The organism is Enterobacter cloacae complex sp. P24RS (assembly GCF_014982165.1).
Taxonomy (GTDB): domain Bacteria; phylum Pseudomonadota; class Gammaproteobacteria; order Enterobacterales; family Enterobacteriaceae; genus Enterobacter; species Enterobacter quasihormaechei.
This window is the reverse complement of record NZ_JADCKU010000007.1, coordinates 194582-211218: the sequence shown is the minus strand read 5'-3', so window position 1 is coordinate 211218 and position 16637 is coordinate 194582. Positions and strand designations below refer to the sequence as shown.

General features: G+C 58.1%; 18 protein-coding genes and 1 riboswitch. Of the genes, 6 read left to right on the top strand and 12 right to left on the bottom strand.

The window, feature by feature from the left end; all coding sequences use genetic code 11:
* Positions 1 to 20 precede the first annotated feature (20 nt).
* The gene (locus tag INF58_RS10140) at positions 21 to 1127 is read left to right on the top strand and encodes an ABC transporter permease (RefSeq protein ID WP_193527615.1); all 1107 of its coding nucleotides are present in this window, start codon (positions 21 to 23) and stop codon (positions 1125 to 1127) included.
* On the opposite strand, the gene INF58_RS10135 is transcribed toward INF58_RS10140, so the two are convergent.
* Positions 1089 to 1499: a YbhQ family protein gene (locus INF58_RS10135; protein WP_006809522.1), complete on the bottom strand. Its 411-nt coding sequence runs from the start codon at positions 1497 to 1499 to the stop codon at positions 1089 to 1091. The two genes, INF58_RS10140 and INF58_RS10135, sit on opposite strands and share 39 nt — an antisense overlap.
* A 133-nt stretch (positions 1500 to 1632) precedes the next feature.
* On the opposite strand from INF58_RS10135, the gene INF58_RS10130 reads away from it, so the two are divergent.
* From INF58_RS10130 to INF58_RS10120, 3 genes are read left to right on the top strand one after another with little or no spacing between them, the layout of a single operon-like run.
* Positions 1633 to 2394 (top strand): endonuclease/exonuclease/phosphatase family protein, encoded by a 762-nt coding sequence (locus tag INF58_RS10130; protein WP_063866157.1) that lies wholly within the window; start codon positions 1633 to 1635, stop codon positions 2392 to 2394.
* Positions 2391 to 3629: a cardiolipin synthase ClsB gene (gene clsB, locus INF58_RS10125; protein ID WP_063449296.1), complete on the top strand. Its 1239-nt coding sequence runs from the start codon at positions 2391 to 2393 to the stop codon at positions 3627 to 3629. Before INF58_RS10130 ends, clsB begins: the two co-directional genes overlap by 4 nt.
* Positions 3629 to 4591, top strand: coding sequence for a YbhN family protein (locus INF58_RS10120; protein WP_063866156.1), 963 nt, complete (start codon positions 3629 to 3631; stop codon positions 4589 to 4591). The genes clsB and INF58_RS10120 overlap by 1 nt, the downstream gene beginning before the upstream one ends.
* An 89-nt stretch (positions 4592 to 4680) precedes the next feature.
* Here INF58_RS10120 and INF58_RS10115 read toward each other — a convergent pair whose 3' ends face one another.
* From INF58_RS10115 to moaA, 6 genes are all read right to left on the bottom strand, one after another.
* The gene (locus INF58_RS10115; RefSeq protein WP_063866155.1) at positions 4681 to 5388 is read right to left on the bottom strand and encodes a Bax inhibitor-1/YccA family protein; all 708 of its coding nucleotides are present in this window, start codon (positions 5386 to 5388) and stop codon (positions 4681 to 4683) included.
* A 58-nt stretch (positions 5389 to 5446) separates the two neighbouring features.
* A complete protein-coding gene (gene moaE, locus INF58_RS10110; protein ID WP_193527614.1) occupies positions 5447 to 5899 on the bottom strand; it encodes a molybdopterin synthase catalytic subunit MoaE in 453 nt (150 codons plus the stop codon).
* Position 5900: 1 nt separating this feature from the next.
* Positions 5901 to 6146: a molybdopterin synthase sulfur carrier subunit gene (moaD, locus tag INF58_RS10105; RefSeq protein ID WP_193527613.1), complete on the bottom strand. Its 246-nt coding sequence runs from the start codon at positions 6144 to 6146 to the stop codon at positions 5901 to 5903.
* Positions 6139 to 6624, bottom strand: a complete 486-nt coding sequence (moaC, locus tag INF58_RS10100) for a cyclic pyranopterin monophosphate synthase MoaC (RefSeq protein WP_063449301.1) — start codon at positions 6622 to 6624, stop codon at positions 6139 to 6141. Before moaC ends, moaD begins: the two co-directional genes overlap by 8 nt.
* 3 nt (positions 6625 to 6627) lie before the next feature.
* Positions 6628 to 7140: a molybdenum cofactor biosynthesis protein B gene (moaB, locus tag INF58_RS10095; RefSeq protein WP_063449302.1), complete on the bottom strand. Its 513-nt coding sequence runs from the start codon at positions 7138 to 7140 to the stop codon at positions 6628 to 6630.
* Between the two features lie 24 nt (positions 7141 to 7164).
* On the bottom strand, positions 7165 to 8154 hold the full coding sequence (moaA, locus tag INF58_RS10090; protein ID WP_193527612.1) for a GTP 3',8-cyclase MoaA: 990 nt from the start codon (positions 8152 to 8154) through the stop codon (positions 7165 to 7167).
* A riboswitch (molybdenum cofactor riboswitch) is annotated at positions 8142 to 8275 on the bottom strand. Its footprint overlaps the gene before it by 13 nt.
* A 226-nt stretch (positions 8276 to 8501) precedes the next feature.
* On the opposite strand from moaA, the gene yvcK reads away from it, so the two are divergent.
* A complete protein-coding gene (gene yvcK / locus INF58_RS10085; protein ID WP_063866505.1) occupies positions 8502 to 9410 on the top strand; it encodes a uridine diphosphate-N-acetylglucosamine-binding protein YvcK in 909 nt (302 codons plus the stop codon).
* Positions 9411 to 9499: 89 nt separating this feature from the next.
* On the opposite strand, the gene uvrB is transcribed toward yvcK, so the two are convergent.
* Positions 9500 to 11515: an excinuclease ABC subunit UvrB gene (uvrB, locus tag INF58_RS10080; RefSeq protein WP_063449304.1), complete on the bottom strand. Its 2016-nt coding sequence runs from the start codon at positions 11513 to 11515 to the stop codon at positions 9500 to 9502.
* Positions 11516 to 12263: 748 nt separating this feature from the next.
* Between uvrB and INF58_RS10075 the strand changes: the two genes are divergently transcribed.
* On the top strand, positions 12264 to 12986 hold the full coding sequence (locus tag INF58_RS10075; RefSeq protein WP_193527611.1) for an ABC transporter ATP-binding protein: 723 nt from the start codon (positions 12264 to 12266) through the stop codon (positions 12984 to 12986).
* Here INF58_RS10075 and bioD read toward each other — a convergent pair.
* The 4 genes from bioD to bioB are packed head-to-tail and all read right to left on the bottom strand — an operon-like array spanning position 12949 to position 16576.
* Entirely contained in the window at positions 12949 to 13650 is a 702-nt protein-coding gene (gene bioD, locus INF58_RS10070) for a dethiobiotin synthase (RefSeq protein WP_193527610.1), read from the bottom strand. The genes INF58_RS10075 and bioD overlap by 38 nt on opposite strands.
* Positions 13643 to 14398, bottom strand: a complete 756-nt coding sequence (bioC, locus tag INF58_RS10065) for a malonyl-ACP O-methyltransferase BioC (protein WP_193033891.1) — start codon at positions 14396 to 14398, stop codon at positions 13643 to 13645. Before bioC ends, bioD begins: the two co-directional genes overlap by 8 nt.
* The gene (gene bioF, locus INF58_RS10060; RefSeq protein WP_193033890.1) at positions 14382 to 15539 is read right to left on the bottom strand and encodes an 8-amino-7-oxononanoate synthase; all 1158 of its coding nucleotides are present in this window, start codon (positions 15537 to 15539) and stop codon (positions 14382 to 14384) included. Before bioF ends, bioC begins: the two co-directional genes overlap by 17 nt.
* Entirely contained in the window at positions 15536 to 16576 is a 1041-nt protein-coding gene (gene bioB / locus INF58_RS10055) for a biotin synthase BioB (RefSeq protein ID WP_063866146.1), read from the bottom strand. Before bioB ends, bioF begins: the two co-directional genes overlap by 4 nt.
* Between the last annotated feature and the right edge of the window lie 61 nt (positions 16577 to 16637).

The following is a 16637-nucleotide window of genomic DNA, read 5'->3' as shown; positions in this document are numbered from 1 at the left end:
ACCGACAGGAGGACGACGCGATGTTTCACCGTTTATGGACATTGATCCGCAAAGAGCTGCAATCGCTGCTGCGTGAGCCGCAGACCCGCGCCATTCTGGTGCTGCCGGTGCTGCTTCAGGTTGTACTGTTTCCGTTTGCCGCCACGCTGGAGGTCACTAACGCCACCATCGCGATTTACAACGAAGACAACGGCAAGCATTCCGTCGAGCTGACCCAGCGTTTCGCCCGCGCTAAGGCCTTTACCCATGTCCTGTTGCTGAAAAGCCCGCAGGCGATCCAGCCCACCATCGACACGCAGGAAGCGTTACTGCTGGTGCGCTTCCCGGCGGATTTCTCCCGGAACCTGGACACCTTCCAGACCGCGCCGATGCAGCTTATCCTCGACGGGCGCAACTCCAACAGCGCCCAGATTGCGGCAAACTACCTGCAACAGGTGGTGAAGGATTATCAGCAGGAGCTGATGACGGGCAAACCGAAGCCGAACAACAGCGAGCTGGTGGTGCGCAACTGGTACAACCCGAATCTGGACTACAAGTGGTTTGTGGTCCCGTCGCTTATCGCCATGATCACCACCATTGGCGTGATGATCGTCACCTCGCTGTCCGTGGCGCGCGAACGTGAACAGGGCACGCTGGATCAGCTGCTGGTCTCTCCGCTCGCCACCTGGCAAATATTTGTCGGCAAGGCGGTGCCGGCGCTGATCGTCGCCACCTTCCAGGCCACCATCGTGCTGGGCGTCGGGATTTGGGCCTACCAGATCCCGTTTGCCGGATCGCTGGCGCTGTTTTACTTCACGATGGTGATTTACGGCCTGTCGCTGGTCGGGTTTGGACTGCTGATTTCCGCGCTCTGCTCAACCCAGCAGCAGGCGTTTATCGGGGTGTTTGTCTTTATGATGCCGGCGATTTTGCTATCTGGGTACGTTTCGCCTGTTGAGAACATGCCGGTGTGGTTACAGGATTTGACGTGGGTAAACCCGATTCGTCACTTCACGGATATCACCAAGCAAATCTATCTGAAGGATGCGAGTCTGGATATTGTGTGGGGAAGTTTGTGGCCGCTACTGGTCATCGCGGCCACAACGGGCTCAGTGGCCTATGCGATGTTTAGACGAAACATCGCGTAGCTTTTTCTCTTTGGTGAGCAACGACACCACTGCCGGCCCTGCGAGGATAGCCAGACCCGCCAGGGCCAGCAGCAGGTTATTTTGCAGCACGCGTGACAGCAGCCACAGGACGATCATTGCCGCACCAAAATACCAGGTCGTGGTGAGCTCTTCGAGCACATCACCCACTTCACGCCAGCGCGCGTCGTGGTGACGCTGTAAAAACAGCATCGACAGCACGGTCACGCCGTAAAGCACACATAGCCCTAAGCCCACACGCACCAGCGTGCCGCTCATCCAGCCCATTACAAGTACGGCCACGACCAGTAAATGCAACATTATCTGCCAGCAACTCAAACCGGTTGCGACACGAACGCGTTGTTGCCACTTCATGGCTTCTCTCCTGAAGGATTTTTCTCTGCTAGTTCAGACTACCGCACTTTACGGAAAATTCCGTAACGCCGCATCTTTTTGTGACGCCTACTACACTTTATTTTCATCGGGATAGTCACCCAGGAAGGTGTTTATGAGCAAAAAAACGCAGCATTTCTCACTCAAGGTGCTGACGATTAACATTCATAAGGGCTTCACAGCATTTAACCGCCGCTTCATTTTACCGGAGCTGCGCGACGCGGTACGCACCGTCAGCGCCGATATTGTCTGCCTTCAGGAGGTCATGGGCGCGCACGAGGTGCACCCGATGCATTTCGAAAACTGGCCCGACACGCCACACTACGAATTTCTGGCGGACACGATGTGGAGCGATTACGCCTACGGGCGCAATGCGGTCTACCCGGAGGGGCATCACGGCAACGCGGTGCTGTCGCGCTATCCTATTGAACATTATGAAAATCGCGACGTGTCGGTCGGCGAGAGCGAAAAGCGTGGGTTGCTTTACTGCCGCATCGCGCCGCCGGATCTCGATTTTCCTGTTCACGTGGGCTGCGTTCACCTCGGCCTGCGTGAAGCCCACCGTCAGGCTCAGCTTCAGATGCTGGCCGAGTGGACGAATGCGCTGCCCGAGGGCGAACCCGTGGTGGTAGCCGGTGATTTTAACGACTGGCGTCAGCGCGCCAACCATCCGCTGAAGGTCAATGCGGGGCTGGAGGAGATTTTTACCCGCGCCCGCGGTCGTCCCGCGCGGACGTTTCCGGTGCGCTTCCCCCTGCTGCGCCTTGACCGCATCTACGTAAAAAATGCCCACGCCAGTAGCCCGACGGCGCTGGCCTTGCTCAACTGGCGACATCTCTCCGACCATGCCCCACTCAGCGCGGAGATCCACTTATGAAATGCACATGGCAGGAAGGTAACCGTATTACGCTGCTGGAAAATGGCGATAATTTTTATCCGGCGGTCTTTGAGGCGATAAGCCACGCACAGCAGAAAGTATTCCTGGAAACGTTCATCTGGTTTGAAGACGACGTGGGCAGGCAGTTGCACAGCGCGCTGCTGCATGCCGCCCGTCGCGGTATAAAAATTGAGGTTCTGCTCGACGGGTATGGTTCGCCGGATCTGAGCGACGAATTTGTTAACGAACTCACCGCCGCAGGGGTGGTGTTCCGCTATTACGATCCCGGCCCGCGTCTGTTCGGCATGCGCACCAACCTGTTCCGCCGAATGCACCGCAAAATTGTGGTGGTGGACGAAACGGTGGCCTTCGTGGGCGGCATCAACTACTCAGCCGAGCATATGTCGGATTACGGCCCTGAGGCCAAACAGGATTATGCGATCCGCATTGAGGGACCGGTGGTACAGGACATCCAGCTGTTCGTGCTGGAAAACCTACCCGGCAAAGAGGCCGCTCGCCGCTGGTGGCGACGCCGTCATCGCCCGGAAGAGAACCGCAAGCCCGGCGAGGCGCAGGCGCTGTTTGTCTGGCGGGATAACGAGGAGCACCGGGACGATATCGAGCGTCATTACCTGAAGATGCTGGCGAACGCGAAGCGCGAGGTGATTATCGCCAACGCCTATTTCTTCCCAGGCTACCGGATTTTACACGCCATGCGCAACGCGGCCCGACGCGGCGTGAGCGTGAAGCTCATCGTCCAGGGCGAGCCCGATATGCCGATTGTGAAGGTGGGCGCGCGTCTGCTCTATCGCTATCTGGTTAAAAGCGGCGTGCAGATCTATGAATATCGCCGCCGCCCGCTGCACGGCAAAGTGGCGGTGATGGATGACCACTGGGCGACCGTCGGCTCCAGTAACCTCGATCCACTGAGCTTATCGCTCAACCTGGAAGCGAACCTGATTATCCACGATCGTCAGTTTAATCAGACCCTGCGCGATAACCTTCAGGGGTTGATCAATAAAGACTGCGTGCGGGTGGATGAATCCATGGTGCCGAAACGCAGCTGGTGGAACGTGGGCATCGGCGTGGTGGTGTTCCACTTCCTGCGCCACTTCCCGGCCATGGTGGGCTGGCTACCGGCGCATACGCCGAAACTGGCGCTGGTGGATCCGCCCGTGCAACCCGAAATGGAAACCCAGGACCGCGTAGAGGCGGAAGATGGAGGGAAAACCTGATGTCGAAATCTCATCCTCGCTGGCGGTTGGCGAAAAAAATCCTGACGTGGCTGTTCTTCATCGCCGTCGCGGTACTGCTGGTGGTGTACGCGCAAAAGGTAGACTGGGAAGAGGTGTGGAAAGTTATCCGCAACTACAACCGGACGGTGCTGCTGGGCGCCATTGGGCTGGTGATAGTAAGTTACCTGATGTACGGCTGCTATGACCTGTTAGGGCGCGCCTACTGCGGGCACAAGCTGGCAAAGCGGCAGGTCATGCTGGTGTCGTTCATCTGCTACGCCTTTAACCTGACGCTGAGCACCTGGGTGGGCGGGATTGGCATGCGCTATCGCCTGTACTCCCGCCTCGGATTGCCGGGCGGCACCATCACGCGCATTTTCTCGCTGAGTATTACCACCAACTGGCTGGGGTATATCCTGCTGGGCGGGGTGATTTTCACCATTGGCGTGGTACAGCTGCCTGCGCACTGGTACATCGATGAAGCGACGCTGCGCATTCTTGGCATCGTGCTGCTGTTGATTATCGCGGCCTACGTGTGGGCCTGCGCCTTTGCCAAACGTCGCCATATGACCATTAAAGGGCAGAAGCTGGTGCTGCCTTCATGGAAGTTTGCCGTCCTGCAAATGGTGGTATCCAGCGCCAACTGGATGGCGATGGGGGCCATTATCTGGCTGCTGATTGGGGAAGATGTGAATTACTTCTTCGTGCTGGGCGTGCTGCTGGTAAGCAGTATTGCTGGCGTGATTGTGCACATTCCGGCGGGGATTGGCGTACTGGAAGCGGTGTTTATCGCGCTGCTTGCGGGTGAGCATGTCTCTCAGGGAACGATTATCGCCGCCCTGCTCGCGTACCGCATGATCTACTATTTCCTGCCGCTGGCGCTGGCAACGGTCTGTTATCTGGTGCTGGAGAGTCGGGCGAAGAAGTTGCGCGCGAAGAATGAGAGGATGTTAGCGAAGTGAATAAGTCGGGTGGCGGCTTCGCCTTACCCGACCTACGGTTCGCCTTTCGTAGGCCGGGTAAGGGGAAGCCGCCACCCGGCATAACAATCCTAGCGACGGTTGCCGAAAATACGCAGCAGCATCAGGAACAGGTTGATGAAGTCCAGATAAAGCGTCAGCGCGCCCAGAATAGCGTGTTTGCGCAGGTTTGAACTGTCGCGAACATCAATTTGTTCACCAATGTTTTTCAGCTTCTGGGTGTCGTAGGCGGTTAAGCCAACGAAGATCACCACCCCGATATAGGTCACCGCCCACATCAGCGCTTCACTCTTCAGCCACAGGTTCACCAGCGACGCCAGCACAATCCCGATCAGCCCCATGAACAGCATGCTGCCGAAACCGCTCAGGTCGCGTTTAGTGGTGTAGCCGTACAGGCTCATCACGCCAAACATCCCGCCGGTTACCACAAACGTGCTGGCAATGGAGGAGTAGGTGTAGACGATGAAAATACTGGAGAGCGTCAGCCCGGTCAGCGCTGAATAGAGCATAAACAGCGTAGTCGCCATGCCCGCGCTGAGCTTGTGTACCAGCCCGGAGAGAACGAACACCAGCGCCAGCTGAGCAATGATCAGCCCAAAGAAGGTGATTTTGCTGGAGAAGACGAACATCATCAGTTCAGGCGTGTTTGCCGCATACCACGCGATAAACGCGGTAAGCAGCAAGCCGACCGTCATCCAGCCATACACCTGAGCCATGTAGGTTTGCAGCCCGCTACGGGTCTGCTGTACTATCGAATCGGAACGCGGAAATCGGTCCATGATTCACTCCTGATTAAGTAAAGACACACGTTAAGACTAACACATCCTCATAAACCTGTTACCAGCGGCTGGCAGCCTGTGTGTCGCTGTCCCGCGATTCCACCCAGCGTTCCCCTTCCGGCGTCGCTTCACGCTTCCAGAACGGCGCTTTGGTTTTGAGGTAATCCATGATGAACTCCCCCGCCGCAAAGGCGCTTGTGCGGTGTGCGCTGGTGACGCCGACAAAGACAATCTCTTCACCGGGCCACATTTCGCCGATGCGATGGATAACCGTCACGCGCCCCAGCGGCCAGCGGCCTCGCGCCTCTTCGACAATGGCCGCCAGCGATTTTTCGGTCATCCCCGGATAATGCTCCAGCGTCAGCGCTTTTACGCTGTCGCCGAGATTATGATTGCGCACTTTCCCGGTAAACGTCACGACCGCGCCGTCTTCATCGCGCTCTGCCAGCCAGCTGTATTCGGTACCGACGCTAAAGCGTTCAGGGCCGACCAGAATTCGGGTGTCCGTCATCTTAACCCCCTGTGACCGGCGGGAAGAACGCCACTTCATCGCCGTCAGCCAGCGGGTGCGTAAATTCAACCAGCGTCTGATTCACGGCGGCCAGCAGCTTGCCTTCATCCAGCGCCAGCGCCCAGCGGTCACCCTGCGCCGCCAGGTGCGCACGCAGAGCGGCGACATTTGCAAAAGCGCCGTCCAGCGTCAGGCTGTCGGTATTGACCAGCTCACGGACCTGGGCAAAAAAGAGCACCTTAATCATGGTTTTCCACCTTAAAATCACCGGATTTGCCGCCGCTTTTTGCCAGCAGACGCACCGGGCCAATCACCATATCTTTCTGTACCGCTTTACACATGTCGTAGATGGTCAGCGCCGCCACGGAGGCAGCCGTCAACGCCTCCATCTCCACGCCGGTTTTCCCGGTTAAGCGGCACAGAGATTCGATGCGCACGCGGTGATGCTCCGGCTGCGCCTGCAAATTCACTTCCACCTTGCTGAGCATCAGCGGATGACAGAGCGGGATGAGGTCCCAGGTACGCTTCGCGGCCTGAATACCGGCGATGCGGGCGGTCGCAAACACATCACCCTTGTGATGGCTGCCGTCGATTATCATCGCCAGCGTCTCCGGCAGCATAGTGACGAATGCTTCAGCACGCGCCTCGCGCACCGTTTCGGCCTTGGCGGAGACATCCACCATATGCGCTTCGCCAGCGGCGTTAATGTGGGTCAGTTGTGACATAGCTTATTTCTTTAAATGAGGATGGAAATTACACGGACGGGTGCGGGCATCCAGCTGCGGGGCAATAATATTTTCCCACGCGGTGCGGCAGGCTTTGGTCGAGCCCGGCATGGCGAAAATCAGCGTATTGTTCGCCATCCCCGCTACGGCACGGGACTGGAGCGTAGAGGTGCCAATCTCTTCAAACGAGAGCATGCGGAACACTTCGCCGAAGCCTTCCACTTCGCGATCGAACAGCGGAAGCAGCGCTTCTGGCGCCTGGTCGCCTGCGGTAAAGCCGGTGCCGCCGGTGATCAGCACCACCTGGACGTCGTCACTCGCAATCCACTGCGAAACCTGCGCACGAATGGCGTAACGGTTCTCTTTGACGATCGCTTTATCAACAATCTGGTGTCCGGCTTCGTGTGCCGCCTCGCGCAGCCAGTGGCCGGAGGTATCATCCTCTTCACCACGACGATCGGAAACGGTAAGAATAGCAATGCGTGTCGGGATAAATTCCGCGCTTACCTGACTCATCTTCTGGTTCCTTCTAAAGCCTGATTACCCGCCGATATAGGACAGGTTCTGAGTAATGCCGGTGTTGCCCTGATGCAGGAAATGGGTCTGCTTTTTGTGCGTCAGCGCCTCGGAAATGCGTGCTTCAAGTGCGCCCTGTTGGGCATCGTCTTCCAGCAAATCGCGCAGTTCTACGCCACCATCCCCGAACAGGCAGAGGTGCAGCTTGCCAACGGAGGAGACGCGCAGGCGGTTGCAGCTGGCACAGAAGTCTTTCTCATAGGGCATGATCAGGCCGATTTCGCCTTCGTAGTCCGGGTGACAAAAGACCTGCGCCGGGCCGTCGCTGCGCTGGCGGATCTGGTGGATCCAGCCGCGTTTCAGCAGCTCGTCGCGCAGCACCATGCCGGAGATGTGATGCCGACGGAACAGATCGCTGCCCTCACCGGTCTCCATCAGCTCAATAAAACGCAGTTGAATGCGGCGCGGTTTGATCCACGCCAGGAAGGTGTCCAGCTGATGATGGTTCACATCACGCATCAACACGGTATTGACTTTGACCTTATCGAAACCGGCGGTGAACGCGGCATCGATGCCGTCCATCACCTGGCGGAACTTGTCCTGGCCGGTAATCGCGTGGAACTGACGGGCGTCAAGGCTATCAACGCTGACGTTAATCGCCGTCAGACCCGCATCGCGCCAGTTCGCTACGTCACGCGCCATGCGGTAGCCGTTGGTGGTCACCGCAATCTGGCGGATACGTTCGTTTTCATGCACGGCGGCGATGATGTCAGGGAAATCACGACGCAGGGAAGGCTCTCCCCCGGTCAGACGCACTTTTTCCGTGCCGAGTTCCGAGAACGCACGCGTGACGCGGCGTACTTCATCCACGGAGAGAAAGCCGTTGTTGGTGACGCTGCCGGGCTTGTAGCCATCGGGCAGGCAGTAGGTGCAACGGAAGTTGCACACGTCGGTAATCGACAAACGTAAGTAGAAAAACTTACGCGCGAAAGCATCAGTAAGTTGTGAAGCCATGTACACCTTTCCAGATCGGGAGGCACAGTCATTTCTTTCTGTACCCTGGTGGCAAATCCGCCACGGCCAGGGCGCCATATCTCTCGACACAGGCGCCAGGGCTAGAGTGTATGTTTTCAGTTTTGAAAACGTGGTTATGGCGATAGTAGCGTGGAAATCGCCACTTCGCCATTGTCGCTTTTCGCTATATAATCTTATACATAACGATGTTATCGTGCATTTTCCCTACAGAATACGCAAAAACCGCGCTTTCGCATTGATATACGTCATTATGGATTGTGAGAGGCATCGTCTTTTAGGAGTAGTTGCGTTACTGTGACGCAAGCTAAACAGGATAAGGAATGGGTATGCGCAATCGCACTTTTGCGGATCTGGACCGCGTGGTCGCTCTTGGCGGGGGTCACGGTCTGGGACGGGTCATGTCGTCGTTATCGTCACTGGGTTCACGCCTGACGGGCATTGTGACAACAACGGATAACGGCGGCTCAACCGGGCGGATCCGACGTGCTGAAGGCGGGATCGCCTGGGGTGACATGCGCAACTGCCTTAACCAGCTCATTACGGAGCCCAGCGTGGCTTCAGCGATGTTTGAGTACCGTTTTGGCGGTAATGGCGAACTTTCCGGCCATAACCTTGGAAATCTGATGTTAAAGGCCCTGGACCACCTGAGCGTGCGCCCTCTGGAAGCGATCAATTTAATTCGTAACCTGCTTAAGGTGGATGCGTTTCTGATCCCGATGTCCGAACAGCCGGTAGATTTGATGGCGATCGATGCCGACGATCACGAAGTGTATGGTGAAGTGAATATCGACCAGCTTCTCCTGCCGCCAAAAGAGCTGATGACCTACCCCAGCGTACCCGCGACGCGGGAAGCGGTTGAAGCGATTGGCGAGGCCGATCTGATCCTGATTGGGCCGGGGAGTTTTTACACCAGCCTGATGCCGCTCCTGCTGGTCAAAGAGCTGGCGCAGGCGCTGCGCAGAACGCCTGCACCCATGGTCTATATCGGTAATTTAGGCCGCGAACTTAGCCCGGCGGCGGCGAGCCTGTCGCTGGCGGACAAGCTGAACCTGATGGAACAGTACGTCGGTAAGAAAATTATCGACGGTGTCGTGGTTGGGCCGAAAGTGGATGTGTCAGGGATTGGCGATCGCGTGGTGGTGCAGGAGCCGCTGGAAGCCAGCGATATTAAATATCGTCACGACCGCCACCTGCTGCGCGAGGCGCTGGAGAAAGCGATTCAGGAATTGGGTTAACAAAAACCCCGGTGGCGCTGCGCTTACCGGGGCTACAAAAGACGCGAAACCTGTAGGCCCGGTAAGCGCAGCGCCACCGGGCAAAAAACTCACGATGCCGCAATAAACAGATCCCGCAGCTGATGCAGCTGATCGCGGATTTGCGCAGCCTCTTCGAACTCCAGGTTCTGCGCGTGCTGCATCATCTGCCCTTCCAGCTCGTGGATCTTCTGCTGCAACGCTTTCGGCGTCAGCGCAACGGTATCCTCTTCCACCACTGAACGGGCCTTGCCGCGGCCTTTCGCTTTGGTCTTCGCTATGTTCTGACCCAGCGCCAGGATATCCACCACCTTCTTGTTCAGCCCTTGCGGCGTGATGCCGTGCTCTTCGTTGTAGCGCTGCTGTTTCTCGCGACGGCGCTCCGTTTCGCCAATGGCTTTGGCCATCGACGGGGTAATTTTATCCCCGTACAGAATCGCCTTCCCGTTGACGTTACGCGCGGCGCGGCCAATGGTCTGGATCAGCGAGCGCTCAGAACGCAGGAAACCCTCTTTGTCGGCGTCCAGAATCGCCACCAGCGACACTTCCGGCATATCCAGACCTTCTCGCAGAAGGTTGATACCTACCAGCACGTCGAACTCGCCCAGGCGCAGGTCGCGGATGATCTCCATACGCTCCACGGTATCAATATCCGAGTGCAGATACCGCACCTTCTCGCCGTGTTCTTCCAGATACTCCGTCAAATCTTCCGCCATACGTTTGGTGAGCGTGGTCACCAGCACGCGCTCGTTGATGGCGGAACGGGCACGGATTTCCGAGAGCAGATCGTCCACCTGCGTCGCCACGGGCCGCACCTCGATAATCGGATCCAGCAGCCCGGTCGGACGCACCACCTGGTCCACCACGTCATCACCGGATTTTTCCAGTTCGTAGTTGCCCGGCGTTGCCGATACGTAGATGGTCTGCGGGGCGAGCGCCTCAAATTCTTCAAACTTCATCGGACGGTTGTCCAGCGCCGACGGCAGACGGAAGCCGTACTCCACGAGCGTCTCTTTACGCGCCCGGTCACCGCGATACATCCCGCCGATCTGCGGGATCGTAACGTGAGATTCGTCGATCACCAGCAGGCCGTCCGCCGGAAGGTAGTCGAACAGCGTTGGCGGCGCTTCACCTGGCCCGCGCCCGGAGAGGTAGCGCGAGTAGTTTTCAATGCCGGAGCAGTAGCCCAGCTCGTTCATCATCTCCAGATCGAACTGGGTACGCTGGCTCAGGCGCTGCTCTTCCAGCAGCTTATTGTTCGCCAGCAGCACCTTGCGGCGGTCCGCCAGCTCGCCTTTGATCTCTTCCATCGCCTGCACGATACGCTCGCGTGGCGTCACGTAGTGCGTTTTGGGGTAGATGGTGAAGCGCTGGATCACCGACTCGACGTGGCCGGTCAGCGGATCGAACAGCGACAGGCGTTCAACCTCTTCGTCGAACAGCTCAACGCGCAGCGCCATGTCGTCCGATTCCGCCGGGAAGATATCAATCACCTCACCGCGCACGCGGAAGGTCCCGCGCTGGAACGCCTGATCGTTACGGGTGTACTGCAACTCCGCCAGACGGCGCAAAATCGCCCGCTGATCGATGATCATCCCCTGCGTCAGGTGCAGCATCATCTTGAGATAGAGATCCGGATCGCCCAGGCCGTAAATCGCCGACACCGAGGCCACCACCACCACATCGCGACGCTCAAGCAGCGCCTTGGTCGCAGACAAACGCATCTGCTCGATATGTTCGTTCACCGAGGCATCTTTCTCGATAAACGTGTCAGAGCTGGGAACGTAGGCTTCCGGCTGGTAGTAGTCGTAGTAAGAGACGAAATATTCCACCGCGTTCTCCGGGAAGAACTCTTTCATCTCACCATACAGCTGCGCCGCCAGCGTTTTGTTCGGCGCGAGGACCATCGTCGGACGCTGGAGATCGGCAATGACGTTGGCAATGGTGAAGGTTTTACCCGAACCGGTTACCCCCAGCAGGGTCTGGTGCGCCAGCCCGTCTTCCAGCCCCTCTTCCAGGCGACGAATGGCCTCGGGCTGATCCCCGGAAGGACGGAAAGCAGAATTCAGTTTGAACGGTTTACTCATTGGCGACGACCTGATGACAGAATAAGCGGCAGGTGAGTAATTTTACTCGTTGTGGCCAGGATTGCCAGTAAAAAACACTGGATGAAAAACCAGTAGCGTGTCAGGATATTTAGCGTAGCACGGAGAGGATGAGTGCGTTCGCGAGCCAAATTTCGACTGTGACCCTATAAAACACCAGCCTCAGGGGGTTATCCCCAGAACTATTACTTTTTTAACATTTGTCAAGGGCAGTTATGAAAGTTTTATGGCAACAGGTCTCGCCAGGATTGAGGGAATTGCTTTTATCTAATTCGTTAAAAAATATAGACTATTTCCTAAAGCCGCGTTTCGCATCAATTTGGGCGTAACCCGCGTATTCTCTCGCTTATCGCGTGTTTTCTAACTCTAATGCACAAGGTTATCCACAGGAATAGTGGATAACTGCCTCCAGCCCGTACAGCATGCACTCCCGCAAATTCCCGGTTTTTCCCACGAAGCGGCAATAAAATATTTTTATCACTCTTTTTTGCCTGGAAAACGTTCATTTTTTCATAAGCGTCTGGCGAGATCTTAATCACATTTCCGTCATTTTCACTGCACCACAATTCGACATGCACGGCACCGGAAGCGTGCATTTCGAACAAACGTTGCGCTTTTAGTAGTGAGTTATTCCTAAAAACGGCCTTTTTTTAATCATTATGAAGTTCCTGGCAGGCGTTTTGCAGATATCAATCTGAGCATCACCCCACACATTTTTAAGGAGAGAAAGATGTTGAGTCTGCGTGCTGTAAATCAGTTTTACGGAAGCCAACATACGCTATGGAACGTAAACATCGATTTCCCGCAAGGCATCTGTACAGGCATCGTTGGCCTGCCTGGTATGGGTAAATCCACGCTCATGAACTGCATTACCGGGAAAGTGCCCGTCGAGAGCGGCACCATCATCTGGCACGAGGCCGGTGCACCGCCGCGAAATTTGCTCAGCCCTGCCTCAGAATGTCCTGCGACGCCAACGATAGGCTACGTCCCGCAGGACCGGCGGATATTTTCCCAACTGACCGTCGATGAAAATTTGCATATCGCCATGCGGGCGACGGGGAAACCCGATCCGGCATTAAAAAATGAGGTATACGCCCTGTTTCCGGAGCTTTATACGCTGCGACAGATGCGGGCCTCTACGCTATCCCCTGATGACCAGTATCAGCTCGCCCTCGCCAGCGCGCTGGTTAATCGCCCGCGCGTGCTGATCCTGGACGAGCCTATGCATGGCGCAGGTCAACGTTTTGCCCGCAGGCTCGGGCAACTGCTGGTGCGGCTAAATCGGGAGCTGGGCATGACGGTGCTGTTAGCAGAGCAACAGCTGTCGTTCATCCGCCGGGTCGCGGATCGCTTCTGCATGCTTTATCGCGGGCGTAACGTGGCGCAGGGCCACGTTAACGAGCTGGATGACGATCTTATTGCGCATTGGATGGCGCGGGACATAAGGCGCTGAGGTCAAGATAGCGTCCGGTTTCCGCCTGCTCTGCGCCGTCGGCAAGCCACGGGATCTCCCCGAGGAACGGCGCAGGCAGCATTCGCTTCAGCGTCGCCAGATACTCAGCATGACGTTTGCCCGGCGCAACCACGTCGTTGGCAATCCACCCAGCCAGACGCAACCCGGCCTGCTGCACCGCCTGCGCGGTCAGCATGGCGTGGTTGATGCAGCCAAGCTTCACGCCCACCACCAGAATGACCGGAAGCTGTTCGGCCTGCACCCAGTCAGCAAACGTCTGCTCGTCAGTCAGCGGGGTGAACCAGCCACCGGCCCCTTCCACCAGCACCCAGCTGGCCTGCGTTTCCAGAGCGCGTAACCCGGAAGAGAGAACCGAAAAATCAATCGGCCGATCTTCATCAGCGCTGACGATGTGCGGCGAGGTGGGTTCAGCAAAGGTATAAGGATTTACCGCAGAATAGGCCAGCGCAAGGCTGCTGTTACGCTGTAGCGCCAGCGCATCGGTATTGCGTAAGCCTTCCGGCGTCATCTCGCTGCCGGAGGCCACAGGCTTATACCCCGCCGTCGTTTTTCCCAGCAGACGCGCCGCCTGCAACAGCGCGGCGCTGGCAACGGTTTTACCGACTTCAGTGTCCGTGCCGGTAACAAAATAACGTTCAGTCACGTTCAATAATCCCATGAAAAAGATGATAAGAGAGCGGGAACTGGCCCCGTTCCTGCGGCCACGCCAGCTCCAGACGCTGGAGCTGGCCGCGGGTAAGGGGTTTCTTCTCCCGCCCGGCGTGCAGGTGCGTAGCGCCTATGCCCTTAAGAGAGCGCATGGCGCTTAACGCATCGCTAAATTCGAGGGTGACGGTCTGGACCACGCTGCGATAGCGCCAGCCTGCCAGCGCCTGAATGACCTGCTCGTGAGCGAGAAACCGGTTGGCGTGCGGCTGCTCGTCCACCGCCTTCCACGCCTGATTCAGCTCCGGCAACGAACTTTCCAGCAGGGTGGTAAAGGCCACCGTTCCGCCGGGACGCGCCATGCGGTAAAGCTCGCGTAGCGCCTGCGGCAGGCTGGCGCACCACTGCACCGCCAGATGGCTCCAGACGAGGTCAAACTGGGCATCCTCCAGCGGAATGGCCTCGATGTCGGCCACCAGATAGCGGTCTGCTGACTGCTGCTGGCGGGCTTCATCCAGCATCTGCGCGGATAAATCCAGCGCCGTCACGTGGCTGCCCGCTGCGCGCCAGTAGCGGCTGTTGCCTCCTGGCCCGCAGCCAGCGTCCAGCACCTGCGCAAACCGGCTCTCGCCGAGCGCGGCCAGCAGCCCGCGCGCGCTCAGGCGTTGCAGCTCATCGTGCCGGGAATAGCTTTGCGCTGCACGGCCAAACGCGGCGGCAATGGCCTGTTTATTGACAGGAGACATGCAGAGCCTCCAGAAGCGTATCGATATCCTGCGGCTCGTGCGCTGCCGTGAGCGTCAGACGCAAACGCGCCGTACCCGGCGGCACGGTGGGCGGACGGATCGCCGTTACCCACTGCCCGCGTTCTCGCAGCATCTGTGCCAGCGCCAGCGCGCGCGGGTTTTCACCCACCATTACGGGCTGAATGGCGCTGCGGGAGTCGGTTAGCCGGAAAGAAAGCTCGCTGACTCCCCGACGAAAACGCTGAATATGTTCAGCCAGGCGCGCGCGGCGTTCAGCGCCATCCTCGCCGCGGATCACGTCCAGCGAGGCAGACAGCGCCACGGCCTGCGCCGGGGGCATGCTGGTGCTGTAGATCAGGTGTCGGGCGAACTGCATCAGGTAGTCGGCCACCGGCTCGCTGCATAACACCGCGGCGCCGCTGACGCCAAAGCCTTTTCCAAAGGTGACCACCAGCAGTTCCGGCCTGACGCCCTGCTGATAAGCGCTTCCGCGTCCCTCCTCGCCGGTAACGCCAATGCCGTGGGCATCGTCAACCAGCAGCCAGGCGTTCTGCTGCTTTGCGGCGTCGTGCAGCGCGGCAAGGGGCGCGCTGTCGCCATCCATGCTAAAGATCCCTTCCGTTACCGCCAGCTGAAGCCCTGCGCAGGGTTTCCCCAGCAGGACGTTCAGCTGAGCGGCATCGTTATGGGCAAAACGCCGCAGCTGTGCCGGGCTGAGGTGTGCCGCTTCAAGCAGGGAGGCATGGCTCAGGCGGTCCGCGACAATGCGGTCGTCTTTGCCCATCAGGGCGGCAATGACCGCCTGATTCGCGGCAAAACCGGAGATAAACAGCAGCGCTCGCGGGTAACCCAGCCAGTCGGCCAGCGCCTCCTCCAGCGCCTGATGCGCCGTGGTGTAGCCGCTGACGTGCCCGGAGCCACCGCTGCCCACGCCGTATCGTTCCGCGCCCTGCTGCCAGGCGCGAACGATCTGCGGGTGCTGGCTCAGGCCAAGATAATCATTGCTGGAGAAATTACAGAACCGCCGGCCTTCCCGGGTGAGAAAACGGCCTGCGCCGTTTTCCACTACCCCGCGTACCCGAAACGCATCCGCTGCCCGACGCTCGTCGAGCGCGGAATTGATACGTGCCTGCCAGGTCATACGGCTGCCGCGTTGTAGAACTGGTCGGTGTCGGCGTTGAAAATCTGCTGCTCCAGCTCCTGCTGTTGCTCATTATCCCCCGCCAGCACCTCTGTCTGGTGCGGGTTCAGCCCCAGCTTGCGGAACAGCTGGACGTCTTTGTCCTCTTCCGGGTTCGGCGTGGTCAGGAGCTTGCAGCCGTAGAAAATAGAGTTGGCCCCGGCCATAAAGCACATCGCCTGGGTCTGCTCGCTCATCTGCTCGCGACCGGCAGAGAGGCGCACGTAGGAGGTCGGCATCATGATGCGCGCCACCGCGATGGTGCGGATAAAATCGAAGGCATCCACGTCCTCGTTATCCGCCAGCGGCGTGCCTTTTACCTTCACCAGCATGTTGATGGGCACGCTTTCCGGCGGGGTCGGCAGGTTCGCCAGCTGTAAAAGCAGGCCGGCACGATCTTTTACCGTCTCGCCCAGCCCCACGATACCGCCGGAACAGACCTTGATCCCCGCATCGCGCACTTTATCCAGCGTGTCCAGACGCTCCTGATAGGTGCGCGTGGTGATGATATTCCCGTAAAATTCTGGCGAGGTATCAAGATTGTGGTTGTAGTAATCCAGCCCCGCCGCCGAGAGGCGCTGCGCCTGCTCCTCGTTCAGCGTGCCGAGGGTCATGCAGGCCTCAAGCCCCATCTCCTTCACGCCCTTCACCATCTGCTCCAGATAGGGCATGTCGCGGTCATGTGGATTTTTCCACGCGGCGCCCATGCAGAAGCGGGTCGAGCCGGCGTTTTTGGCCTTACGCGCGGAGTCGAGCACCTGCTCAACTTCCATCAGGCGTTCGGATTCGAGACCGGTTTTGTAGCGCGCGCTTTGCGGGCAATATTTGCAGTCTTCCGGGCAGGCCCCGGTTTTGATCGACAGCAGCGTGCTGACCTGCACATGCCGAGGATCGAAGTGCTGGCGGTGCACCTGTTGCGCTTCAAACATCAGCTCCAGAAAAGGTTTATTGAATAATTCAGTGACTTGCGACATCGTCCAGCGTGCGTGGTGAGCCATCGGGCTTCTCCAAAGGGTTTTGTTAATTGTCGGTTCGGTTTATACTTGTAAACCTAAAACT